At 47.4% G+C, this 20,449-nt stretch carries 17 protein-coding genes; 9 read left to right on the top strand and 8 right to left on the bottom strand.

Features of this window, described 5'->3' with window-relative positions:
- Positions 1-26: 26 nt before the first annotated feature.
- Positions 27-2,207 carry a DNA helicase RecQ gene (gene recQ / locus D1627_RS13840; protein ID WP_119432841.1) on the bottom strand — a complete coding sequence of 727 codons (2,181 nt, stop codon included), beginning with the start codon at positions 2,205-2,207 and terminating at the stop codon, positions 27-29.
- Between the two features lie 67 nt (positions 2,208-2,274).
- On the opposite strand from recQ, the gene D1627_RS13835 reads away from it, so the two are divergent.
- Positions 2,275-3,246, top strand: coding sequence for a KpsF/GutQ family sugar-phosphate isomerase (locus D1627_RS13835; RefSeq protein WP_119432840.1), 972 nt, complete (start codon positions 2,275-2,277; stop codon positions 3,244-3,246).
- Position 3,247: 1 nt separating this feature from the next.
- Entirely contained in the window at positions 3,248-4,333 is a 1,086-nt protein-coding gene (locus tag D1627_RS13830; protein ID WP_119432839.1) for a mannose-1-phosphate guanylyltransferase, read from the top strand.
- Between the two features lie 110 nt (positions 4,334-4,443).
- Here D1627_RS13830 and rlmB read toward each other — a convergent pair whose 3' ends face one another.
- From rlmB to D1627_RS13810, 4 genes are all read right to left on the bottom strand, one after another.
- Positions 4,444-5,286 (bottom strand): 23S rRNA (guanosine(2251)-2'-O)-methyltransferase RlmB, encoded by an 843-nt coding sequence (gene rlmB / locus D1627_RS13825; protein ID WP_119432838.1) that lies wholly within the window; start codon positions 5,284-5,286, stop codon positions 4,444-4,446.
- Positions 5,259-6,494 carry a GWxTD domain-containing protein gene (locus D1627_RS18545; RefSeq protein WP_233555634.1) on the bottom strand — a complete coding sequence of 412 codons (1,236 nt, stop codon included), beginning with the start codon at positions 6,492-6,494 and terminating at the stop codon, positions 5,259-5,261. Before D1627_RS18545 ends, rlmB begins: the two co-directional genes overlap by 28 nt.
- Before the next feature lie 94 nt (positions 6,495-6,588).
- Positions 6,589-9,534 (bottom strand): glycosyltransferase family 117 protein, encoded by a 2,946-nt coding sequence (locus D1627_RS13815; protein ID WP_119432837.1) that lies wholly within the window; start codon positions 9,532-9,534, stop codon positions 6,589-6,591.
- 123 nt (positions 9,535-9,657) lie between these two features.
- Positions 9,658-10,245 carry a T9SS type A sorting domain-containing protein gene (locus D1627_RS13810; RefSeq protein ID WP_119432836.1) on the bottom strand — a complete coding sequence of 196 codons (588 nt, stop codon included), beginning with the start codon at positions 10,243-10,245 and terminating at the stop codon, positions 9,658-9,660.
- Between the two features lie 512 nt (positions 10,246-10,757).
- Here D1627_RS13810 and D1627_RS13805 point away from each other — a divergent pair.
- A complete protein-coding gene (locus tag D1627_RS13805) occupies positions 10,758-12,158 on the top strand; it encodes a T9SS type A sorting domain-containing protein (RefSeq protein ID WP_119432835.1) in 1,401 nt (466 codons plus the stop codon).
- 58 nt (positions 12,159-12,216) lie between these two features.
- Here the strand turns inward: D1627_RS13805 and D1627_RS13800 are convergent, their stop codons facing one another.
- Entirely contained in the window at positions 12,217-12,966 is a 750-nt protein-coding gene (locus D1627_RS13800) for a biotin--[acetyl-CoA-carboxylase] ligase (RefSeq protein ID WP_119432834.1), read from the bottom strand.
- Positions 12,967-13,016: 50 nt separating this feature from the next.
- Between D1627_RS13800 and rsfS the strand changes: the two genes are divergently transcribed.
- The 5 genes from rsfS to D1627_RS13775 all read left to right on the top strand — a co-directional run bounded on the left by rsfS (position 13,017) and on the right by D1627_RS13775 (position 17,823).
- Positions 13,017-13,391 (top strand): ribosome silencing factor, encoded by a 375-nt coding sequence (gene rsfS / locus D1627_RS13795; RefSeq protein ID WP_119432833.1) that lies wholly within the window; start codon positions 13,017-13,019, stop codon positions 13,389-13,391.
- A gap of 69 nt (positions 13,392-13,460) precedes the next feature.
- A complete protein-coding gene (gene ftsH / locus D1627_RS13790; RefSeq protein WP_119432832.1) occupies positions 13,461-15,584 on the top strand; it encodes an ATP-dependent zinc metalloprotease FtsH in 2,124 nt (707 codons plus the stop codon).
- 11 nt (positions 15,585-15,595) lie between these two features.
- Positions 15,596-16,249, top strand: coding sequence for a LutC/YkgG family protein (locus D1627_RS13785; RefSeq protein WP_119432831.1), 654 nt, complete (start codon positions 15,596-15,598; stop codon positions 16,247-16,249).
- Positions 16,233-17,003: a UDP-2,3-diacylglucosamine diphosphatase gene (locus tag D1627_RS13780; protein ID WP_119432830.1), complete on the top strand. Its 771-nt coding sequence runs from the start codon at positions 16,233-16,235 to the stop codon at positions 17,001-17,003. Before D1627_RS13785 ends, D1627_RS13780 begins: the two co-directional genes overlap by 17 nt.
- Positions 16,993-17,823 (top strand): hypothetical protein, encoded by an 831-nt coding sequence (locus D1627_RS13775; protein WP_233555633.1) that lies wholly within the window; start codon positions 16,993-16,995, stop codon positions 17,821-17,823. The genes D1627_RS13780 and D1627_RS13775 overlap by 11 nt, the downstream gene beginning before the upstream one ends.
- A gap of 3 nt (positions 17,824-17,826) precedes the next feature.
- On the opposite strand, the gene D1627_RS13770 is transcribed toward D1627_RS13775, so the two are convergent.
- Both D1627_RS13770 and D1627_RS13765 read right to left on the bottom strand, forming a co-directional pair.
- Positions 17,827-18,156 (bottom strand): DMT family transporter, encoded by a 330-nt coding sequence (locus tag D1627_RS13770; protein WP_119432829.1) that lies wholly within the window; start codon positions 18,154-18,156, stop codon positions 17,827-17,829.
- A gap of 27 nt (positions 18,157-18,183) precedes the next feature.
- Positions 18,184-19,056, bottom strand: a complete 873-nt coding sequence (locus D1627_RS13765) for a GNAT family N-acetyltransferase (RefSeq protein WP_119432828.1) — start codon at positions 19,054-19,056, stop codon at positions 18,184-18,186.
- A 176-nt stretch (positions 19,057-19,232) separates the two neighbouring features.
- Here D1627_RS13765 and D1627_RS13760 point away from each other — a divergent pair, with 176 nt between their 5' ends.
- The gene (locus tag D1627_RS13760) at positions 19,233-20,390 is read left to right on the top strand and encodes a zinc-dependent alcohol dehydrogenase (RefSeq protein WP_119432827.1); all 1,158 of its coding nucleotides are present in this window, start codon (positions 19,233-19,235) and stop codon (positions 20,388-20,390) included.
- The last annotated feature ends 59 nt before the right edge of the window (positions 20,391-20,449 follow it).

The following is a 20,449-nucleotide window of genomic DNA, read 5'->3' as shown; positions in this document are numbered from 1 at the left end:
ATTTCAAAATTTAACAATGCCTTGGCTTAATTAGCATATTCCGACAGGAACTTGATACGCATCAGGCGCAGGTCCTCTTCGGTATAATCGTCAGTACCGAGCTCATTTACTGCCACTGCTATGTTATCGGTGCTGGCATTCATGAAGTAATCGTATACTTCCTCTTGGCGGTCATCATCCAGAATGTTGTTAATGTAGTAGTTCAGGTTAAGTTTCGTGCCTGAGTAGCAGATATGCTCAATTTCCTCGATCAGTTCCTGCATTGTCAGGCCTTTAGAAGCGGCAATCTCTTCCAGATCTACTTTTTTATCTATCTGTTGAATAATGTAAATCTTTATCTTAGATTTGTTTACCGTGGACTTTACCACCACATCGGCAGCCGTCACGATATCATTTTCCTCTACATACTTTGTGATCATGTCGAGGAATGGCTTTCCGAACTTGTGCACCTTACCCATACCCACACCGGCAATATGCGCCAGCTCGTCTTTAGAGGTTGGGTAAACGGTAGCCATTTCCTTTATCGAAGGGTCCTGGAAGAGCACGTATGGAGGCAGGTTCTTTTCTTTCGCCAGTTTCTTGCGCAGGTTCTTCAGCATGTCAAACAGCACCTCGTCGTGGCCGGCTGATGCCTGTGACTGCTCGTTTTCCTCGCCTTCTTTTACTTCCTGCTCATAGTTATGGTCTTTAGTAAGCTGAATTGGGTGCGGGTTAAGTATAAAATCCTCTCCTTTTTTCGTCAGCTTAATTACGCCAAAGCTATCTATATCTTTCTCTAGATACTCAGAGAGCAGAATTTGGCGCAGCACTGAGCTCCAGAACTGCGCGTCATGTGCTTTGCCTGTGCCAAACAGTTCCAGCTTATCGTGGTCGTAACTGGTTACATATTGGTTTCTGAGGCCTGTTAAAACATGCGTTATGTGATCGATGCTAAAGCGCTGGCCTGTTTGCTGCACCGCTTGCAAGGCAAGTTGCACTTCTTTCTCAGCTTGGAAGCGCTCTTTCGGATGCAGGCAGTTATCGCAGAAGCCACAGTCCTTCTCAAAGGTTTCGCCAAAATAGTGCAGCAGCTGCTTGCGGCGGCACACGGCAGAATCTGCGTAAGCAGCCATCTCCTGTAGCAATAGCTTAGAGTTGTCGCGCTCTGTTACGGGCTTGTCTTTGTTGAACTTCTCCAGCTTCACAATATCGTCGTAGCTGTAGAACATAATGCAGTTACCCTCCATACCATCGCGACCGGCACGGCCAGTTTCCTGGTAGTAGCCCTCAATGGATTTTGGTGTATCGTAGTGGATCACGAAGCGGACATCCGGCTTATCAATCCCCATACCGAAGGCAATAGTGGCCACAATTACGTCAGCTTCCTCGTTCAGGAAGGCATCCTGGTTAGCCATGCGTATGCTGGAGTCGAGGCCGGCATGGTATGGCAACGCCTTAATGTCATTTACCTTCAGCAGCTCGGCAATCTCCTCCACCTTTTTGCGGCTCAGGCAGTACACTATACCGCTTTTGCCTTTGTGTTTCTTCACGTACTGGATCAGCTGTTTCTTGGTGTTGTGCTTCGGGCGCACCTCATAGTATAGATTGGTGCGGTTAAACGAAGATTTAAACACCGAGGCTTCGTCCATCTGCAGGTTTCGCTGGATATCGAGCTGCACTTTGGGCGTGGCTGTGGCTGTGAGCGCAATGATCGGCAGCTTGCCTATCTGATCGATGATGCCACGAATACGGCGGTACTCCGGACGGAAGTCGTGCCCCCACTCCGAGATACAGTGCGCCTCATCAATGGCCACAAACGAAATATTAGAGGCCCGCAGAAATTCTATCGTTTCCTCTTTTGTAAGCGACTCCGGCGCCACGTAAAGCAGCTTTACCTCACCGGCCAGTGTTTCTTTCTTAACTTTGTTTGTTTCTGATTTAGAAAGCGTAGAGTTAAGGAAGTGTGCATTCACGCCAAAGGCGTTCAGCTGGTCCACTTGGTTTTTCATGAGGGCAATCAGCGGCGATATAACGATGGCTGTGCCGGGTAAAGAAAGAGCAGGTAGTTGGTAACACAACGACTTGCCCGCGCCTGTAGGCATAATCACAAAGGTGTTCTTGCCGTTAATAATATTGTTTATTATCAGCTCCTGATTTCCTCTGAATTGATTATACCCAAAAACTTCTTTTAATTTGTTCTTGAGATTTACCTCTTGTTTAATAGACATGTAATCTTGCAAAAAATTTAATCTTGTTGCAACGCACTCCAAAAGAGTGCCCTAACACAAATTTAACTTGAATCTCCCTAATAATATAGCGCTTACCGCAAAAAAAGTACTAGACGCCGAGGCCGAAGCTATCGCCAGACTGGCAGATTTTATCGACGAAGACTTTGTAGACTGCGTTAAAGCCATTCTCCAGATGAAAGGGCGTGTTGTGGTAACGGGCATTGGCAAGAGTGCAAATATTGCGCAAAAGATCGTAGCCACACTTAACTCTACCGGCACGCCTGCCCTGTTTATGCATGCCGCAGACGCCATTCATGGCGACCTGGGCATGATCCAGCCGGACGATTTCGTCATCTGCATCTCTAAAAGCGGTAACACTCCTGAAATAAAGGTACTAGTTCCTTTGCTAAAGCGCAAAGGTTCTAAGCTGGCCGCCATGGTTTGTAGCACAGACTCTTACCTAGCCCAAAACGCTGACTTTATACTTAACGCAAATGTGGAGCGCGAGGCTTGCCCGCATAACCTTGCCCCTACCACTAGCACCACCGCCTCGCTTGCGCTTGGTGATGCGCTTGCTGTTAGCCTGCTGGAGGCGCGCGGTTTTACCAGCTCCGATTTTGCCACGCTGCACCCTGGCGGCTCGCTGGGCAAACGTCTTTACCTGAAGGTACAAGACATTTACACCCAAAATGAGGCGCCTTGCGTAAAGGAGAACGCATCGCTCAGAGAGATTATTATTGAGATTTCGTCTAAGCGCCTAGGAGCCACTGCTGTGGTAAAAAAAGATTCAGATATACTTATCGGAATAATTACGGACGGCGACCTGCGGCGCATGCTTAATAAGTATGACTCTATTGAGGGCATCACTGCAACAGACATCATGACACCGGCCCCGCTCACCATTGAGCCCGACAGTTATGCCGCTGAGGCTATGGCCATTATGCAGGACAAAAGTATAACGCAACTCATTGTTACTAAATCAGGTAAATTCGAGGGCTTTGTGCACCTCCACGATTTACTTAAAGAAGGACTTGTATAACATGGATAAAAACACCTATGTGGTAATTATGGCCGGCGGCATCGGGAGCCGTTTCTGGCCGTTTAGCCGTACCAACTACCCGAAACAGTTCCACGATGTGCTAGGCATCGGAGAAAGCATGCTGCAAATGACGGTAAAACGCTTCGCAGACATTTGCCCACCCGAAAACCTGTTTGTGGTTACAAACAAAGATTACGAAGCACTTGTAAAAGAGCAGCTCCCAGAACTTACCGATAATCAGATATTGCTAGAGCCAATTGGCCGCAATACTGCTCCCTGCATTGCTTATGCTTCTTACAAAATTGCTCAGCTAAACCCTAAGGCAAACCTAGTGGTAACCCCCGCCGACCATGTGGTGATGAAGCAGGATGTGTTTACCAATGTTATTAAAGAGGCCATCACGGCTGCTGCGCAAGATGACGTGCTGATCACGTTGGGCATTACGCCAAGCCGCCCCGACACTGGTTATGGATATATCCAGTACATCGACGAAGGGAACGAAGGAAATGACGGCATCAAGAAAGTAAAGACTTTTACAGAAAAGCCAAACTTAGAGCTTGCCCAGATGTTCCTGGATAGCGGCGACTTTGTTTGGAACTCCGGCATTTTTATCTGGAGCGTGCAAAGTATACTCAAGGCCTTCCATCAGCACCTTTCAGAAATAACTGAGGTTTTTGAGGAGGGCACCAACCTGATGAATACCCCGGAGGAGCAGAATTTTATCACAAAAGCTTACTCACAGTGCCGCAACGTGTCTATTGACTATGGCATTATGGAGAAGGTGGATAACGTGTACGTACTGCTCGCCGATATTGGCTGGTCCGACCTGGGCACCTGGAACTCGCTCTACACCATCAACGATAAAGATGAGAACGGTAATGTGGTAGATGGAGAAGTGATGCTTTATGACACCAAGGACTGTATCATAAAAACGCCAAAAGAGCGCTTGGTAGTGCTGCAAGGCCTCGAAGATTACATTGTAGCAGAGTACGATAACGTGCTGATGATCTGCAAAAAAACAGAGGAGCAGAAGGTAAAGGAGTTTATGGCCGATGCCAAATCTAAGAAAGGCGTAGATTATATCTAATCCATACCTTTACTCAAAGTATAAAAGGGCATCCACAGTGCTAAGTATAACTTAGGCTGTGGATGCCCTTTATCTGTTACAGGCGTTTTGGCCTGCGTAAAGCTTCTTGCCTATCGAGGCTCTAAACTGCCCTGGCTGCTGTAGCCGCCGTCTTTCAGGCGCTGGATCATGGCTTCGTAAAGTATGATGCCTGTGGCAACCGACACATTTAGGGAGCCAATCTGCCCCATCAGCGGGATGCGCAGCTTCACATCGGCGCGCTTCAGGTACTCCGGCGAAATACCGTCTTCCTCGCTACCCATAATAATGGCCGTAGGGCCAACCATATCCACGGCAAAGTCTGATAGCTGATGCTCTGTTTTCTCGGTACAGGCCACAAGCTGGAAGCCATACTCCTTCAGGTAATCCAGGGTGTCTTTCAGGTTTGGCTCACGGCAAACAGGCACAATGTTCAGGGCACCTGCAGAGGTTTTCATGGCATCGGCATTGATTTGTGCACCGCCACGGCTTGGTATTACAATGGCATCTACGCCCATACATTCGGCGTTACGGGCAATCGAGCCGAAGTTACGCACATCAGTAATACGATCAAGTATAAGCACCAACGGGTTTTTACCTTGCTCAAACAAGCTGGTTACAATCTCGCTAAGCGGCTGGTAAGTGATTGGCGAGATGAATGCTACCGCACCCTGATGATTTTTACGCGTAAGCCTGTCCAGCTTCTCGATAGGCACCATCACTACGGGCACCTCAAAGCGTTTGGCCTGGGCTACGATCTCATCAGTGGTAGTGTTACGGGAGCCGCGCAGCAGGAAAATCTTCTCCAGCTCCTTTCCGGCTGCAAACGCCTCTAGTATTGGGCGCGAGCCAAAAATCATCTCGCTTTTATCTTCTTTGGGTGTTCTTGGGCTGCCGAAGCGGTTGCCTACAAATTTATCTTTCCTGCTCTCCATTTTGCTACTGTGCTGTACCAGCTGTCCTCGTACTCGCGGCGCCGTATCAGCTCATAATAATTTTCGGTAAAGTTATTCTCTTTTTTGGTAAAAACGAACTTGATATACGGAGCCGTCTCAGACTCTCGGTAAATCCAGGTGATGTTTGGGCCAACCTGGCTGATGCTGCTAGGCTGGCCGTAGATGATGTATACCATGCCTCGGTCGGTGGCCCACCCTGCCTTATGCGCGGTGTAAAGCTTATTGGCCCTCTCAACACGGCTGTAGAACTCCTTGATCAATGCGCGGCCCTGCCTTTCGCTGCCGCCAACGCTTAGCCAGAAATTGTCGACGGCGGCTTTAGGCTCTTTGGCCTGCATGAGTTCCTCCCGCTCTTGCGACGTAGTGAGATAAATAAGCGGCGGTATCAGTTCCTCTGCTCGAGTTACCTGCGGGTAGTTTCCTGCCAGCACCAGCAACCCATTAGCAAAGCCTTTCTCCGTTTTTAAAAGGTATAACCCCTCATTATCGAAAATCAATGTATCTGAAGCAGTAAGGCTCCGTGTACTAATAGGTGACAAAGTGCGCGGCACGGATGGTTTGCGCATACTCATAGGTGGCGAGGCAGGCATAAAATCCAGCTCAAAGCGCTCCAGTGTTAAGGTGCTTCCTGAGTCGCCATGCGTTTGCACCATCAGTTTATCGTTTGTAGTTAAGTATGTTTTAAGAACAGAATGCCCTGTGTTTGCATGCACTAACGAATAGTTTTTCTGAAGCATCTCGCTGTTTAGCGCTATCTTAAACTGTATCCCAACCCGTTCTCGGCCCGAAAGCAACTCCCATACTTTTATGTGCAATACATTTGGCTTCCTGACAACGCTTGCCGGCAGCGCAAGCTGCACCTGCAGCTGTCCTTCAACATCAGTGATTTTCCTGTTTGGCAAGTCAACGGAGTCTTGAAGTATAACGGCATCCCGATCCGACAGCCCAGCCCTTACGGCATATTCATAGGAAGTGGCAGCCTGCAAAATATCCAACACCTGCTGTGCATCCTCAAATTTCAGAAGCAAAAACAGGCTATCGTTGCGAGAGTAGTAGCTGTGCGCCATGGTTATTTCGGGCATTTGCCTTTGCACCTGTACAGGCCGGATTGTTTCTGTGCTGCGGTAGCCGCCACAGCCATACGCCAATAAGGTTATCAGGAAAATCAGCAAAAACGCTCGCCTCATATGTAACAGCTATAAGTATGATTATCAACAAAATAAAAGGCCGGGGCACCCTATAGTGACCCGGCCTTTTTTACTGATTATGAAGTTATTTTGTTTAGCGGCGCATGCGCTGCAGGTACTGCATAAATTGTTGTTGCAACTGCTGTGCTCTGTCCTGCATGCCCAGTTCCTCAGCCGACCCAATCAGTTGCTGAAGGATTACCATGTTTACCTGTATCTCCTGGTCAAACAAAGATCCTTTGGCAAAGTAATAGTCCAGTGCCTTCTGAGAGCCTTGTGCCATCGTATCTAATAGCTCTTTGGCTTTCGCGGTTTCGCCGAGCGCTGCATAGATCGGGATAAACTGCGGTGTATAGTAATCGTAAGGCACTGTTTCCAGTGGCAGCACCTTAAAGCAGTATTCCACCAACTCTTTGGCACGCGCTTCGTTTCCTTCTTCAAGGTAAGCACCAGCTAGTGTCGCAAACTTATCGCGGGCATTAGCCGAGAAGCGGTAATAGTTGTCATCGTAGAAAATATCCGGCCTATCGAAGTTACGGAACATGAACTTTTTCATCATATTCTGATACATCACCTCCTTGTTCACGATGCCCGGGCCTTCTCCCTCAGCCTTTACCGGCACTACTCTATACGCTAGGCCTTCCAGTTGGAAGTAATCCGATAGACCGATAAAGTCTGCGCTGTTTACCGTGGTTGAGAAGTAGACAGGGCGCTCCCAGTTGTTTGTTGCCAATAGGTCCAGCATTACCAAGTGCTTCTTCTCCAGTAACGATTTCGTGATCGTCCACTGCATGCGGTCCACTATCTGATCCTCGTAATTCTTGGCTACAAAGCCCATCTGCTTTACCTTCTCCTTATCGATATTCAGGAAGAAGTTATGTGTTGGCATGGTAAGCAGCGTTGTGCCAGAGCCATATTGCACCTGTAGGGCAGGGTGTTTTTGCTTGATCAGGCTGATATACTGCTGCAAATCAATGCCTGAGGCTACTTGTGGCGCTTCCACGTAAGGCAGGAAGTCGTTGGTGCCTTGCTGGTAGTTCTCGTTGCCCAGCGTCAGTGGCCATGGTTCAGACTCGTATGACGGGTCTTGCATTTGGTCGATGTACCAATCGGTATTCAAATAGCTGAGTACGGCTACGCGAACATCGGTGCGGTAACCTTCTACTTCTTGGGCATACCAGAGCGGGAATGTGTCGTTATCGCCGTTAGTGAAAAGTATGGCGTTCGGGGCGCAGGAATCCAGTAGGTTTTTAGCTGAATCCACAGATTGGTAGCGGTCAGAACGGTCGTGATCATCCCAGCCCTCGGCAGCCATGATGCCCGGCACGGCAAGGCAGACTACCGTTGCAAACGCGGCGCGGGTGGTAGTGTTCTTAAGAACCTTGCTCAGTAAATCAGCTAGGCCAAGCACGCCAAGCCCTATCCAAATACTGAATGTATAGAAAGAGCCCGCAAACGTATAGTCGCGCTCCCGAGGTTCTATTGGTGGTTGGTTTAAGTATAAGGCAATGGCGATACCTGTAAAAAAGAAAAGAAGGCCTACAACAAAGGCGTTGCGCTCATCTTTACGCACCTGATAAATCAGGCCAAGTATACCAATCAGCAGTGGCAACAGGTAAAAGCAGTTTCTTGCTTCACTATCAAGCACGCGTTCTGGCGCATTCGGGTCGTCTTTACCAAACCAAAGCACTCCGGCATTCTGCACGTCGCTCTCGCGGCCGGCAAAGTTCCACAGGAAGTATCTCCAGTACATAAAGCCAAGCTGGTAGTTAAGCATAAAGCTCATGTTCTGGCCAAAGGTTGGCGTCTGGCCTTCGCGCAGGTCAACCCATTTCTTGTAAGCGTCTACGTGGGCATCGCTGTAAATCCGTGGCAGAAACACTTTATCTTTTGAGTCATACACTGGCTCAATTTTATTGCCGGTGTTGATATACTTGTCTTTGCCTTTCACATAGCGCGGCACACCTTCCTCCTGGCCTGTTGGCTGGGCGTTGTACTGCGGCCCGAAAAGTAAAGGCCTGTCGCCGTACTGCTCTCGCTTCAGGTAAGACACAAAGGTCAGGATGTCATCCGGGTCGTTTTCATCAATGGTAGGCTCGTAAGACGATCGAATCGGGATCATCATGTAGGAAGAGTAACCGATCAGGACAAAAACAAGGCCAAGCAATGCCGTATTGAGTACACGGATATTTTTCTGAATAGAGTAACGAATACCAAATACAATCGCGGAAACGAACAGTACCAGGAATACTATAATGCCTGAGCTAAACGGCAAACCAAGGGAATTCACGAAGAATACCTCGAAGCTGCCCGCAATGGATGGCAAGCCCGGGATAACTCCCCAAAGTATGGCCACCACAATAACGGCACTAATAGCAAACGCAATGATACCGCCTGTAAACGTGGGCTTGTACAACCTGAAATAATAGATAAAGGCCAGTGCAGGTATGGTTACCAGGTTCAGTAAGTGCGCGCCGATAGAAAGACCTACCAGGTAAGCGATAAGTATAAGCCACTTGTCAGAGTGCGCCTCGCCTACCTTGGCCTCCCAACGTAGTATGGCCCAAAATACGATTGCCGTGAAGAACGAGGACATGGCGTATACTTCTGCCTCCACAGCCGAGAACCAGGCCGAATCAGAGAAAGTATAAGCCAGGGCGCCTACCACACCGCTGCCCATAACTAGGAGTACGTTGCCTTGGGTTGGCGTTTCGCCTGCCTTTACAAGCACTTTGCGGGCAAGTATAGTGATGGTCCAGAAAAGAAAAAGAACGGTACCAGAACTACATAGCGCAGAGAGCAGGTTTACCCACCAGGCCACCTGCGTTACATCGCCGGCGAACATAGAGAACAGCCTACCCATTAGCAGGTAGAACGGTGCACCAGGCGGGTGCGGCACCAATAACTTATATGAACAGGCGATAAACTCACCTGCATCCCAGAAGCTGGCAGTTGGTTCCAGCGTTAGTACATAAACGGCCGTCGCGATTAAAAACACGACCCAGCCCACGAGGTTATTTATCTTCCGATAATCCGTCATAGCTTTAGTTGATTCAGCCCCGAAAATAATAAATAATGTAAAGCGGCTGGCTATTTTTAGAAGTTTATAATGAAAAAGCCGACCAACTGGCCGGCTTTTTATACTTAGAGCACAAATTGCTTCTTATTTCTGGAGTACAAGTCTTTTCGTTTCTACTGTTTTGCCGTTTACCAGCAGGCTGTAAAAATATATGCCTGAAGGCAGGTTTGTCAGGTCGAGGTCTACCTTGGCCTTCTCGGCTGGCGCAATTTCCTGCACGGCCAGCACTTTGCCAATCGTGTTAGAGATCCTAATCTTGTAGCTATCGTTGCCAGGCAGGTTTAGCGCCAGGCTTGTATACCCACGCGATGGATTCGGGTAAGCGTTAATAGACGGCAATGAAGTTTTTACCTCCGGGCCCGGAGCAAATGCTGCCAACGAGATTGTGGCATACATGCTTTTGCTTTGTTTTGCCTCCACCACATGGAACACCTGGCTCACTGCTGAAGCATAAATTTTGGAACAGGTATGATCTTCCTTATTCACAAAGTTTGGCCGTGCGTTGTTAGCAGAAAGCGTTAACTGCGCCGCCTTATCCGGCATCAGCTTCCACAAGGTGTTACCGCCCTTATACGTAGGGTTGGTTCCGGCTACCTCCTGGTGGCTGGCAAAACTCATCAAGTGCGAGCTTATCAGGGTGGTAACTAATATTATTCTAGTAAAAATTCTCATGCTTAAGAGTCTTAATGTTATAGTAGAGTCTCTACTACTTCGACTTATCAAACCAAAGATAGTTTAAATTGCCAAAACAGTAAATTAAATTTTCAAAATATTTGTAAATAAGCAAGATAAACATTTAGCATTGACACCTCATTTACTGCTAAATTTTGTTATCAATTACCATGCCCGTGTTTACTGGCTGATACCAATCTGTTTGCATACTAAAATTTGCACTTTCTTCTTTATAGCTAATCACCTGATTTCTAAGCAACACAACCAGCCTAAGCATTTATTTATAAGAATAGTCATGTTTTATCAAACTTATACCTTAATAGGAACACAACTCCCTTTACATGGCAAAATACTAGGAATACATCAAGAATTTCAACATCCGCTTCATATTATTTTATCAAGAACTTCATTGCACTTACATTAATCCCTATAGGTAATATGCAACTCATGCTTAAGCTACCCGTTAACTTTTACTAAGTAAGCAATTGTACTACCCAATAACTGAACATACTATGAAGCGATATATACTTTTACTTTCATTGATTCTTTTTTCACTCGGATGGTTGCAAGCCAAGGCACAAAATACTCCAGCATGCTCTAAATCAGAGGGTTGCTTTTCATTTAACTCTTACAAGGCCACACCGCTGGACAATGGCAATTATGAAGTGCTATTTACCATAACCAACACTTGCAATGCTTATGTGGAGGATATTAACTTCAGTTTTATCGGCCTGGATCGGTCAAGAAGTCAGTCAGGAGGAGTTAATCCGATGCAAACTTCTGCCACTGGTACAAGAAGCAGACATTACTTTGAATTTACCCCGGCACAGCTGGCTTCTATCACTCATACCGAAATTGATGTGATAGCCGGTAGCAGAGGTGCAAGTGTGTTATTCGACATGGAAGAGTGCGGCATTAAGCCGGCTGGCAGACCCGTACCTGAAGCAGCCTGCTCTATAGATTTCGAGGGCACTTATTCTTTTGGTTTCGTGGACTCTACCAGCACCGATGGGATGACAACCGTACGATTTACCTTGACTAACGAGACCCCCGCAGCACTTAACCAGTTTTTGATTGAAGTGCCATTTGGCGTCACCGATATTGACGTACCGACCAATGCAAGCGGAGAATACCAGCAAGTATACAACTATACTGTGAGCATCGAGGACAACCTGATCACGTTTAACAAAGACATGAATTCTGGCACGTATGCCAACGGCCAGTCTGATCTTTTTGAGTTCAGCATCCCAACTGATGCGTTTAGAGCAGAGCCTTTTTTCCAGCTATCGCTGCAGACCGAAACAGATTTCTTCACCACGGGCTTCAACCTACAGACTTGCTCTGATCAACCTATCACGCCGCTTCCAGTTGAGCTATCTTCCTTTACTGGCAAAGCTACCCAGAGCAACATTGCCCTAACATGGACTACTGCCTCCGAAGAAAACAATGAACGCTTTGAGGTTGAGCGAAGCACCGATGGCAAACGCTTTATAAAAATTGGAGAGGTGAAAGGCGCAGGCAACTCCAGCGTGCAGCGCAAGTATACTTTTTCTGATATTGCGCCTGAAAAAGACGTAAATTATTATCGCCTAAAGCAGGTAGACTTTGATGGCCATTTTGAGTACAGCAAAATCATTGAGACACGGTTTAAAGGCAAAGCAACTGCCTCTGAAATGATGGTTTATCCAAACCCGGTTATTGACAACGACATTCGGGTAGCCCTGCAAACCAGCGATGGTGCCGTGCTGCAGATTATAAATCAAAATGGCAAATCCGTTTATACCCAACAGTTACCTGCAGGCATGCGTGAGGTGCGCCTGACTGTGTCAGAGCTTAATATTCCGAAGGGTTTATACTATGTAAGCCTGCAACAGCCAACTGGAAAGCAAACTCAAAAATTATTGATACAGTAAAAGTTTACTATTGAAAAAAAGCGGGACCAGAATTACCTGGCCCCGCTTTTTTGCTTTGCTAGATAATGTGTGAGATTTCCTGAAAGCTAAAATAGCGTAGTTCCCCGTTGACCTCCACGGCCAGTCGCCCGGCTTCATCAACACCTAGAATTTGACCCTGCACCTCTTCTTCCCCAATCCGGAAAGCATGAACTTCCTGATAACGGTAGAGCCCCTGCAGGTATTCATACTTCAGACGGGCAGTATGGCCGCCCCTAAGTTGGAGGTAACGCTTTTCGAGGTGTTCCAGCAGGCGCAAAGTTGTTTTTTCAAGGTTAACTGTGCTTCCGCATACCTTTGCCAACGACGTAGCCGTTGTATATCCGAACTGCTGTTGATTTATGTTTAAACCAATCCCAACGATACTGTGTTGTAAAGAATGACTATTAATTGTATTTTCTATCAGAATCCCGCCAAGTTTCTTATCTTCAAAAAATAAATCGTTCGGCCACTTTACCTGGGCCTGCTGCAAGCCATGCTCGCGCAGCAGATCGAGCGCAGCCAACGACACGGCCATGTTAAGGTAGAATTGCTGCCGGACGGGCACAAACGTAGGTGACAGAATTACAGACAATGTAATGTTTTGCCCCGGCTCTGCCTCCCAGGAATTACCCCGTTGCCCCCGGCCCTGCGTTTGGTTATGCGTAAGCACGACACAGCCTTCTGTGGCTTCATTTTTGAGGAGAAGCTGTTGGGCCTCTGAGTTAGTAGATGCACAGGCCGGTATAAAAACCAGCTGCTGGCCAACAAACAGCGTATTAGGCAACATATAATTAGAGGAGATTTAATACTTTTGTACATCAAATTTAAAGAGCACAAATGAAAGAAACCAAGGTTGAGGCTACTTCCGACATATTGGCAGAGCTTGTAGTGAAGGGCATGCAGGAGAGGAAAGCTTCCGATATAGTTGTGATGAACCTTAAATCACTTAAAAACGCTGTATCAGATTACTTCGTAATAGCATCCGCAAGCTCCGACACACAACTAGATGCCATCGCTTCTTCTATTGAGGAAGAAGTACACAAAGCCATCGGCCAAAACCCGTGGCAAACAGAGGGCCGCATGAACAAAGAGTGGGTCCTGCTGGATTATGTGGATGTAGTAGCTCACGTTTTCCTAAAAGACAAGCGCGAGTTTTATGCTTTGGAAGAGCTCTGGGGCGACGCCAAGATAGAACACGTGGAATCTGTCTAACATCAAGGGCCTGCGCTAAAACATTTAGCACAGGCTCATGTTTTCCATACAATTGACATCTAAATATCAATGGCAGAAAAAAATAACAGAGGCAATAACAAGAAGAAAAAGCCGATCATCCCAAACACACCACCGCGGCCTACTATGCAGCTGTGGATGCTGGCTGTACTGATCCTGCTGATCTTCGGCTTGACCTACCTGAACAAAAGCAACTCCTCTATCGAAACCACTCAACAGGATTTTGAGGAAATGTTATTGAGCGGTGATGTAGGCAAACTTACCCTTGTAAACAACAAAACTGTAGAAGTATACCTCAAAGAGGAGGCCTTACAGAACGACAAGTATAAAACAGAGCTAAACGACCGTGGTGCCTTTACCATGGATCAGGGGCCGCATTATCACTTTCAGGTAATTTCGGCTGAGTCTTTTAAGGAAGACTTGGATAAGCTGCAGGCTGAATTGCCTCGTGAGGAGCAGGTACCTTTAACTCCGCTTGACCGTACTGGTTTTGCTGACTTCTTCTTCCAGTGGGGCTTCCTGATCCTACTGCTGTTTGGTTTCTGGTTCCTGATGCGCCGCGTAACCTCCGGTGGCACAGGCGGCCAGATCTTCAATATCGGTAAATCCAAAGCAGCTCTTTTTGATGCTGAGAACAAGGTTAAGATCACGTTTAAGGATGTGGCTGGCCTAGAAGAAGCAAAAGAAGAAGTGCAGGAGATTGTAGAGTTTCTTAAGAACCCAAGCAAATTCACCATACTTGGTGGTAAAATACCGAAAGGCGCCTTGCTTGTAGGCCCTCCGGGTACAGGTAAAACCTTGCTTGCTAAAGCCGTAGCCGGCGAGGCCGACGTTCCTTTCTTCTCCCTGTCAGGTTCTGACTTTGTGGAGATGTTTGTGGGTGTGGGCGCCGCACGAGTGCGTGACTTATTTAAGCAAGCCAAGGCCAAAGCACCTTGTATCATCTTTATTGATGAGATTGATGCCATTGGTCGCCACCGTAGCCGTGGCTCTACCCCAGGTGGTAACGATGAGCGTGAGAACACGCTGAACTCACTTTTGGTGGAGATGGACGGTTTTGCAACTGACTCCGGTGTAATCATACTTGCTGCCACCAACCGCCCTGACACCTTGGACTCTGCCTTGCTGCGCCCAGGCCGTTTCGACCGCCAGGTAAGCATTGACAAGCCAGACATTAATGGCCGTACCGAAATATTTGAAGTGCATCTGAAGCCGCTTACACTGGCAGCTGATGTGGATGCCCGCAAACTAGCTGCACAAACTCCGGGCTTTGCCGGTGCCGAAATTGCAAACGTTTGTAATGAGGCTGCCCTTATTGCTGCCCGCCGCAACAAAAAAGCAGTTGATCAGCAAGATTTTAACGATGCTGTAGACCGTGTTATTGGTGGTTTGGAGAAGAAAAACAAGATCATCTCTCCGGAAGAGAAGAAAATCGTTGCGTACCACGAAGCCGGCCACGCCATTGCTGGTTGGTTCTTGGAGCACGCTGACCCGTTGGTGAAGGTAAGTATAGTTCCGCGCGGTGTTGCCGCGCTTGGTTACGCACAATACCTGCCAAAAGAGCAATTCTTGTATACTACTGAGCAGTTGATTGATGAGATGTGTATGGCACTTGGTGGCCGTGCTGCTGAGGAGTTAGTTTTCGGTAAAATCTCTACAGGTGCATTAAGCGACCTGGAGCGCATCACGAAGATGGCTTACAGTATCGTAACCATGTATGGTATGAACGCCAAGATTGGTAACGTATCGTTCTATGACTCCAAGCAGTCTGACATGACGTTTAATAAACCATACTCAGAGGCTACAGCTCAAACTATCGACGAGGAAGTTCGCAACATTATAGGTGCCGCATATGAGCGCACCAAGCAACTTTTGACTGATAAAGGCCATGAGCTTGAAATTGTAGCACAGGAACTGTTACAAAAGGAAATTCTGTTCCAGAACGATTTGGAGCGTTTGGTTGGGCCACGCCCGTTTGATGCGCTTACTACATACCAGGCACACACAGCCGGTACAGATCGCAGCAAAACCAAAAGCGAAGTAGAGCAGCAGCATCCCGTAGAACTTGGCCAAACTAACCATCCGGAGCAAGAGCAGGGTGGCGTGCCAGGAACTCCTTTGAACGGAAGCAGCTCTACAACAGAACAAGACAACGTAAATTCGAGAACAGCTTGAGCTAAACAGGCATGTACGAAGCAAAATCAAAAGAAATAGTTTTAAGAAGAGTAAGAGAGGCGCTGGCTAAGTCGGCGCCTTTTCTGCCTCCTACCCCAGACTTTTCCTCGCCGCTACACCAGGTTGTACCTGTTGAGGACCTGTCGGTAGTGTTTGCGGAGATGTTCATCAAGAACGCGGGAGTTTTTATCTACTGCGATAACGAAGAGGATTTTTTCGACCAACTGTACGTCTACAAAAAGGAGCAGAATCTGCAGCACCTGTGCGTGTGGGAGTCTAATTTGCAGCGCGTTATTCATCAGGCAGGGATTGACTATGTAGCTGATGAGGAGAACTTTGTGCAAGGTATAGAGGCCAGCCTTACTACCTGCGAGGCGCTGATTGCGCGCACTGGCAGTATTATGGTAAGCTCTGCCAACACTGGAGGTCGCCGCCTTAGCATCTACCCTACCACACACATGGTAGTAGCAAAGGCAAGCCAGCTGGTGGCTGATATTAAAGATGCCCTGCAGCATGTGCGTGATAAGTATAAGGAGAACTTCCCGTCGATGGTATCTATGGTTAGTGGCCCAAGCCGCACCGCCGACATCGAAAAAACCCTTGTAATGGGCGCTCACGGTCCGAAACAGTTAGTATTATTCCTGATTGATGATCTTCCGCATTAACGAGCTTGCTCCCGGTAAGAAAGTATACTTTGCCTCCGATTTTCATTTAGGAGTACCAGACAGTGAAACAAGCCTTGCCCGCGAGAAAAAAATTGTGCGCTGGCTGGATTCAGTTAAACACGATGCGGCGGCCATACTTCTGCTCGGCGATATTTTCGATTTCTGGTTTGAGTACAAGCATGCCGTTCCTAAAGGGTATGTGCGGCTATTGGGTAAACTCGCCGAATTAACAGATGCTGGCTTGCCTGTGCTTTTTTTCACGGGGAACCATGATATGTGGATGTTCGACTACTTCCCGAAGGAGCTGAATATCCCAATCATCCGAAAACCTATCTCCACCAACATTGGCAGCCATACCTTTTACATTGGGCATGGCGATGGCCTTGGCCCCGGCGACTATACTTACAAAGTCCTTAAAAAGGTATTTGATAACAAAGTTTGCCAGTGGCTTTTTGCGCGTATCCACCCTAATTTAGGAATTGGTGTTGCCAACATGTGGTCGCGAAGGAGTAGGATCAGCAATGTAAAAAAGGATGAAGAGTTTTTTGGGGAACGAGAATGGCTTGTGCAGTACTGCACGGAAGTGGAGCAACAGCAGCACCATGATTACTATATTTTCGGGCACCGCCACCTGCCACTCGAAATGCCGATCGGTCAGCAGGCAACTTACCTGAACCTTGGAGAATGGGTCAATTTTTGTACCTATGGCGTATATGATGGCAATACCCTGGAACTTAAAACCTTTGAAGGCTGAGCACTGCATTTTTATACTTTGGCTGTCACTTATAACGCAGCTTTCGGCCCATGCACAAGACACGTTGCAGGCGCCAGTGCTCACGTATAGCCATACATTACCCGTAAGCTCGCCTACCAGTATTTCCCAGGACCGCAATGGCTATCTGTATGTATTGGATAACAGGCTAAACCTTCTGCGCCTTAACCCACTGGGCCACCCCGTTGATACTTACTCGCCGCAAGGCCGTGGCCGCGCCAGCAGCATACACGCCTGGAACCCCCTAAAAATTGTGCTCTTTTACGAAAGTAGCCAGCGATTGGTATTGCTCGATCGTTTTCTGAGGCCGGTAAGCAGTTTTGATATCATAGAAATCAGTAATCAAACTATTTCTAAGTTAGCTGCCCCTGCTGCGGATATAGGGTATTGGTTATTCAATGAAACAACTCTTACACTTTCGAAGTTTAACCCTCTGGCTCGGGGAACAACAATAGAAACCCCACTAAATCTCATACTTGACCAAGAGCAACTAGATATGCGCCAGCTGCGTGAGTACCAGAATATGGTATACCTGCTGGACTACAACTCGGGCATACTGGTATTCGATAATCTTGGCAATTATAAAACGCGCTATACTTATCCCGGCGTAGAATATATGGGTTTCAAGGATAATGAAGTATACTTTGTGAAGGGTAATACGCTCTACTTCTTAGACCTTTATACACAAAAAGAGCGCACAATTACCCTCCCGATGCGCGCAAAGTATAATGCAGCGCTTGTAGGTGCGCACCAACTCTACCTTTTCAGCACAAAAGGTATGGATGTGTATACGATGGAATAATTGCTATTCTGAAGGAGAAAAGAGCTTCAATCCCACCACACCCGACACGATCATCAAGATGCAAAGTATACGGATGAGGTCGCGGGGCTCATTAAGGAATACGATACCAAGTATGGCTGTACCCGCCGCACCAATGCCCGTCCAGATGCCATAGGCTGTACCGAGCGGCAGTGTTTTCATGGCTTGTGAGAGTAGTACGAAACTTAATATCATTACCACAACTGTTACAGCGCTTACCCCTAACTTGGTAAACCCTTCGCTATACTTTAAGCCGAAAGCCCAACCAATTTCACAAATCCCGGCTAGTATCAGGTAAACCCATGCAGTATTCATAGCAGTATCTTTTATTCTGATGTAAAGTTAGGCAATAGCCATCAGCATCTCATACTGTTTTAAGATAAGCTGCATGTGCCGCCGGGTTAAGAAGGAGATCATACTTTGGGCCGTGCTTTCAATGTTAATGAACATGATAGCAGGCGCTTCCACTTGCCGGGTTGCTTCGCGCAATAAAGCTGTGCCAACGCCCTTTTTTCTCCAAAGCTCATCTACGGCCAATTGCGCAATAGCACCGCTTTTGGGGAAGAAAGCAATATAACCAACTACTTCTTTACTGACATTACGCGCTTCAAGTATGCAGCATTGCTCTCTGCTTCTTTTAATAGCTGCGAAAGAGTTTTGCCAGGTTGGCGTCACATCCCGGAAACAGCGAAAGAGCTTTAAGTCTGCCTTTTCAGTTGGCAATACTTCAATAAAGTCAGAATCATTGTGTGCTGGCAGTAACAGCTCCGTTTTTAAGGCCCTGAAGCAATCAAGTGACCGGGTAATGTGCAACCCAACGGCCTGATAAGATCGCAAAGCAGCATTATTATCCTGAATAACTTCTAACAGGCATTGCTCTATGCCGCTTGCACGCAGCTTGGGCAATAGCACATCATACATCTGTTGTGTAAGCTTCTGCCCTCGGTATTGTGGCAGTACACCTGTGCCTGCATTATAGGCTGTAGGTTTGCCTTGCCATTCGCCTAAACCCGTAAGTATAAACCCTGCTATTTCCTGACCATCATATGCAGCCACGCAAAAGCTAGGCTCTATGCCTTCACGGATCACTTTGGCTCGAAACTGCTCTTTGGTAAGCTGGATCGGAATTACGTAATCGGCAAAGGCTTTCAGGAAAGCCTCGTGAAGCTGCGGAAATTCTTTTGCCGTGAGAAAGGAGAAATGAAACGTTGGCATAAACACTAGTTAAGCTGAGTCAGGTGTATAAAAGTATGACTTATACGCAGGCTATTCGGTCTTATTCTTTCAAGGGTGATTATTTATTGGCCATAACTACTTTGCCCCTGTGCCGTTAAGTTTTAATAATTCAACTTATCACCTGCTAGTCAGGCTTTAACCTACAAAATAAAACTATGAAAGCAGCAGTTTTTCACAAAATGAAAGATATCCGGGTTGAGCACGTAGAAGACCCCAAAATCCAGGATCCGCGCGATGCTATTATTCGGGTTACCTCTACTGCCATTTGCGGTTCTGATCTGCACATTTATAACGGCATGATTCCGCAGGCCAGTAACATGGTGATGGGCCATGAGTTTATGGGTATCGTGGAAGAGGTTGGCCCGGAAGTGCGAAATATCAAAAAAGGAGATCGTGTTGTGGTGCCCTTCCCCATCTCTTGCGGCACGTGCTTTTTCTGCAACCATGGTCATTTTCCGCATTGCGAGAACTCTAACCCTGATATGTATGGCCCGGAAGGAGGCCTGATGACTGAGAAAGGCGGAGGTATTTTTGGCTATACAGACCTTTATGGCGGCTATGCCGGCGGCCAAGCCGAGTATGTGCGCGTGCCTTTCGCTGATGTTGGCCCCCGTAAGGTTGGCGACCAATTTACCGACGAGCAGGTTCTCTTCCTGACCGATATTTTCCCGACAGGTTTCTCTGCTGTGCACTGGGGCGATTTAAAAGGTGGCGAAACAGTGGCGGTGTTTGGCTGCGGCCCGGTTGGCCTGATGGCACAGAAAGTGGCTTGGGTTAAAGGTGCGAAACGCGTTATCGGGATAGACAAAGAAGAATACCGCTTGAAAATGGCCCGCGAGTCGGCTGGCTCTGAAACAATCAACTTTAAGAATGTGGATGCCATCCAGGCCATTCGTGACATGACCGGCGGGCGCGGCGCCGATGTATGCATTGATGCCGTAGGTATGGAAGCTGATAAGTCGCTGCTAGACCGGGCCGCCAGCGTAGTGCACATGGAGAAAGGCACGATCAATGCCCTAAAAATGTGCCTAAGTGCTGTACGCCGTGGAGGCATCGTTTCTGTGGTTGGTGTCTATGGCTCTCCATACGATAACTTCCCGTGGTACCAGATCTTCGACAAAGGCCTTACCCTCAAAACCGGCCAGGCCCCTGTTCATCAGTTTATCGATGAGCTATATCAATGGGTAGATCAGGGCAAGGTAAAACTGGATGATATTATCACGCATACTTTGCCGCTCGACCAAGCCTCGCACGCTTACGACATCTTCAACAAAAAAGAAGATAACTGCGTGAAGGTAGTGCTGAAGCCATAGAAATGAGGAAATACATTGGATTACAAAAATAAAGAGGCAACTAAGCAGTTACCTCTTTA

It is taken from the genome of Pontibacter oryzae (genome assembly GCF_003576375.1).
GTDB lineage: Bacteria > Bacteroidota > Bacteroidia > Cytophagales > Hymenobacteraceae > Pontibacter > Pontibacter oryzae.
This window is presented reverse-complemented; position numbering and strand designations above follow the sequence as displayed.

Bases quoted from the DNA above. Each gene is read 5' to 3' on its own strand.
- rsfS (WP_119432833.1), top strand. From the start codon at position 13,017: ATGAAAGAAACCAAGGTTGAGGCTACTTCCGACATATTGGCAGAGCTT.
- D1627_RS13785 (WP_119432831.1), top strand. From the start codon at position 15,596: ATGTACGAAGCAAAATCAAAAGAAATAGTTTTAAGAAGAGTAAGAGAG.
- D1627_RS13765 (WP_119432828.1), bottom strand. From the start codon at position 19,056: ATGCCAACGTTTCATTTCTCCTTTCTCACGGCAAAAGAATTTCCGCAG.
- D1627_RS13815 (WP_119432837.1), bottom strand. From the start codon at position 9,534: ATGACGGATTATCGGAAGATAAATAACCTCGTGGGCTGGGTCGTGTTT.
- D1627_RS13770 (WP_119432829.1), bottom strand. From the start codon at position 18,156: ATGAATACTGCATGGGTTTACCTGATACTAGCCGGGATTTGTGAAATT.
- D1627_RS13830 (WP_119432839.1), top strand. From the start codon at position 3,248: ATGGATAAAAACACCTATGTGGTAATTATGGCCGGCGGCATCGGGAGC.
- D1627_RS13760 (WP_119432827.1), top strand. From the start codon at position 19,233: ATGAAAGCAGCAGTTTTTCACAAAATGAAAGATATCCGGGTTGAGCAC.
- recQ (WP_119432841.1), bottom strand. From the start codon at position 2,207: ATGTCTATTAAACAAGAGGTAAATCTCAAGAACAAATTAAAAGAAGTT.
- D1627_RS13780 (WP_119432830.1), top strand. From the start codon at position 16,233: ATGATCTTCCGCATTAACGAGCTTGCTCCCGGTAAGAAAGTATACTTT.
- ftsH (WP_119432832.1), top strand. From the start codon at position 13,461: ATGGCAGAAAAAAATAACAGAGGCAATAACAAGAAGAAAAAGCCGATC.
- D1627_RS13805 (WP_119432835.1), top strand. From the start codon at position 10,758: ATGAAGCGATATATACTTTTACTTTCATTGATTCTTTTTTCACTCGGA.
- rlmB (WP_119432838.1), bottom strand. From the start codon at position 5,286: ATGGAGAGCAGGAAAGATAAATTTGTAGGCAACCGCTTCGGCAGCCCA.
- D1627_RS18545 (WP_233555634.1), bottom strand. From the start codon at position 6,494: ATGAGGCGAGCGTTTTTGCTGATTTTCCTGATAACCTTATTGGCGTAT.
- D1627_RS13810 (WP_119432836.1), bottom strand. From the start codon at position 10,245: ATGAGAATTTTTACTAGAATAATATTAGTTACCACCCTGATAAGCTCG.
- D1627_RS13800 (WP_119432834.1), bottom strand. From the start codon at position 12,966: ATGTTGCCTAATACGCTGTTTGTTGGCCAGCAGCTGGTTTTTATACCG.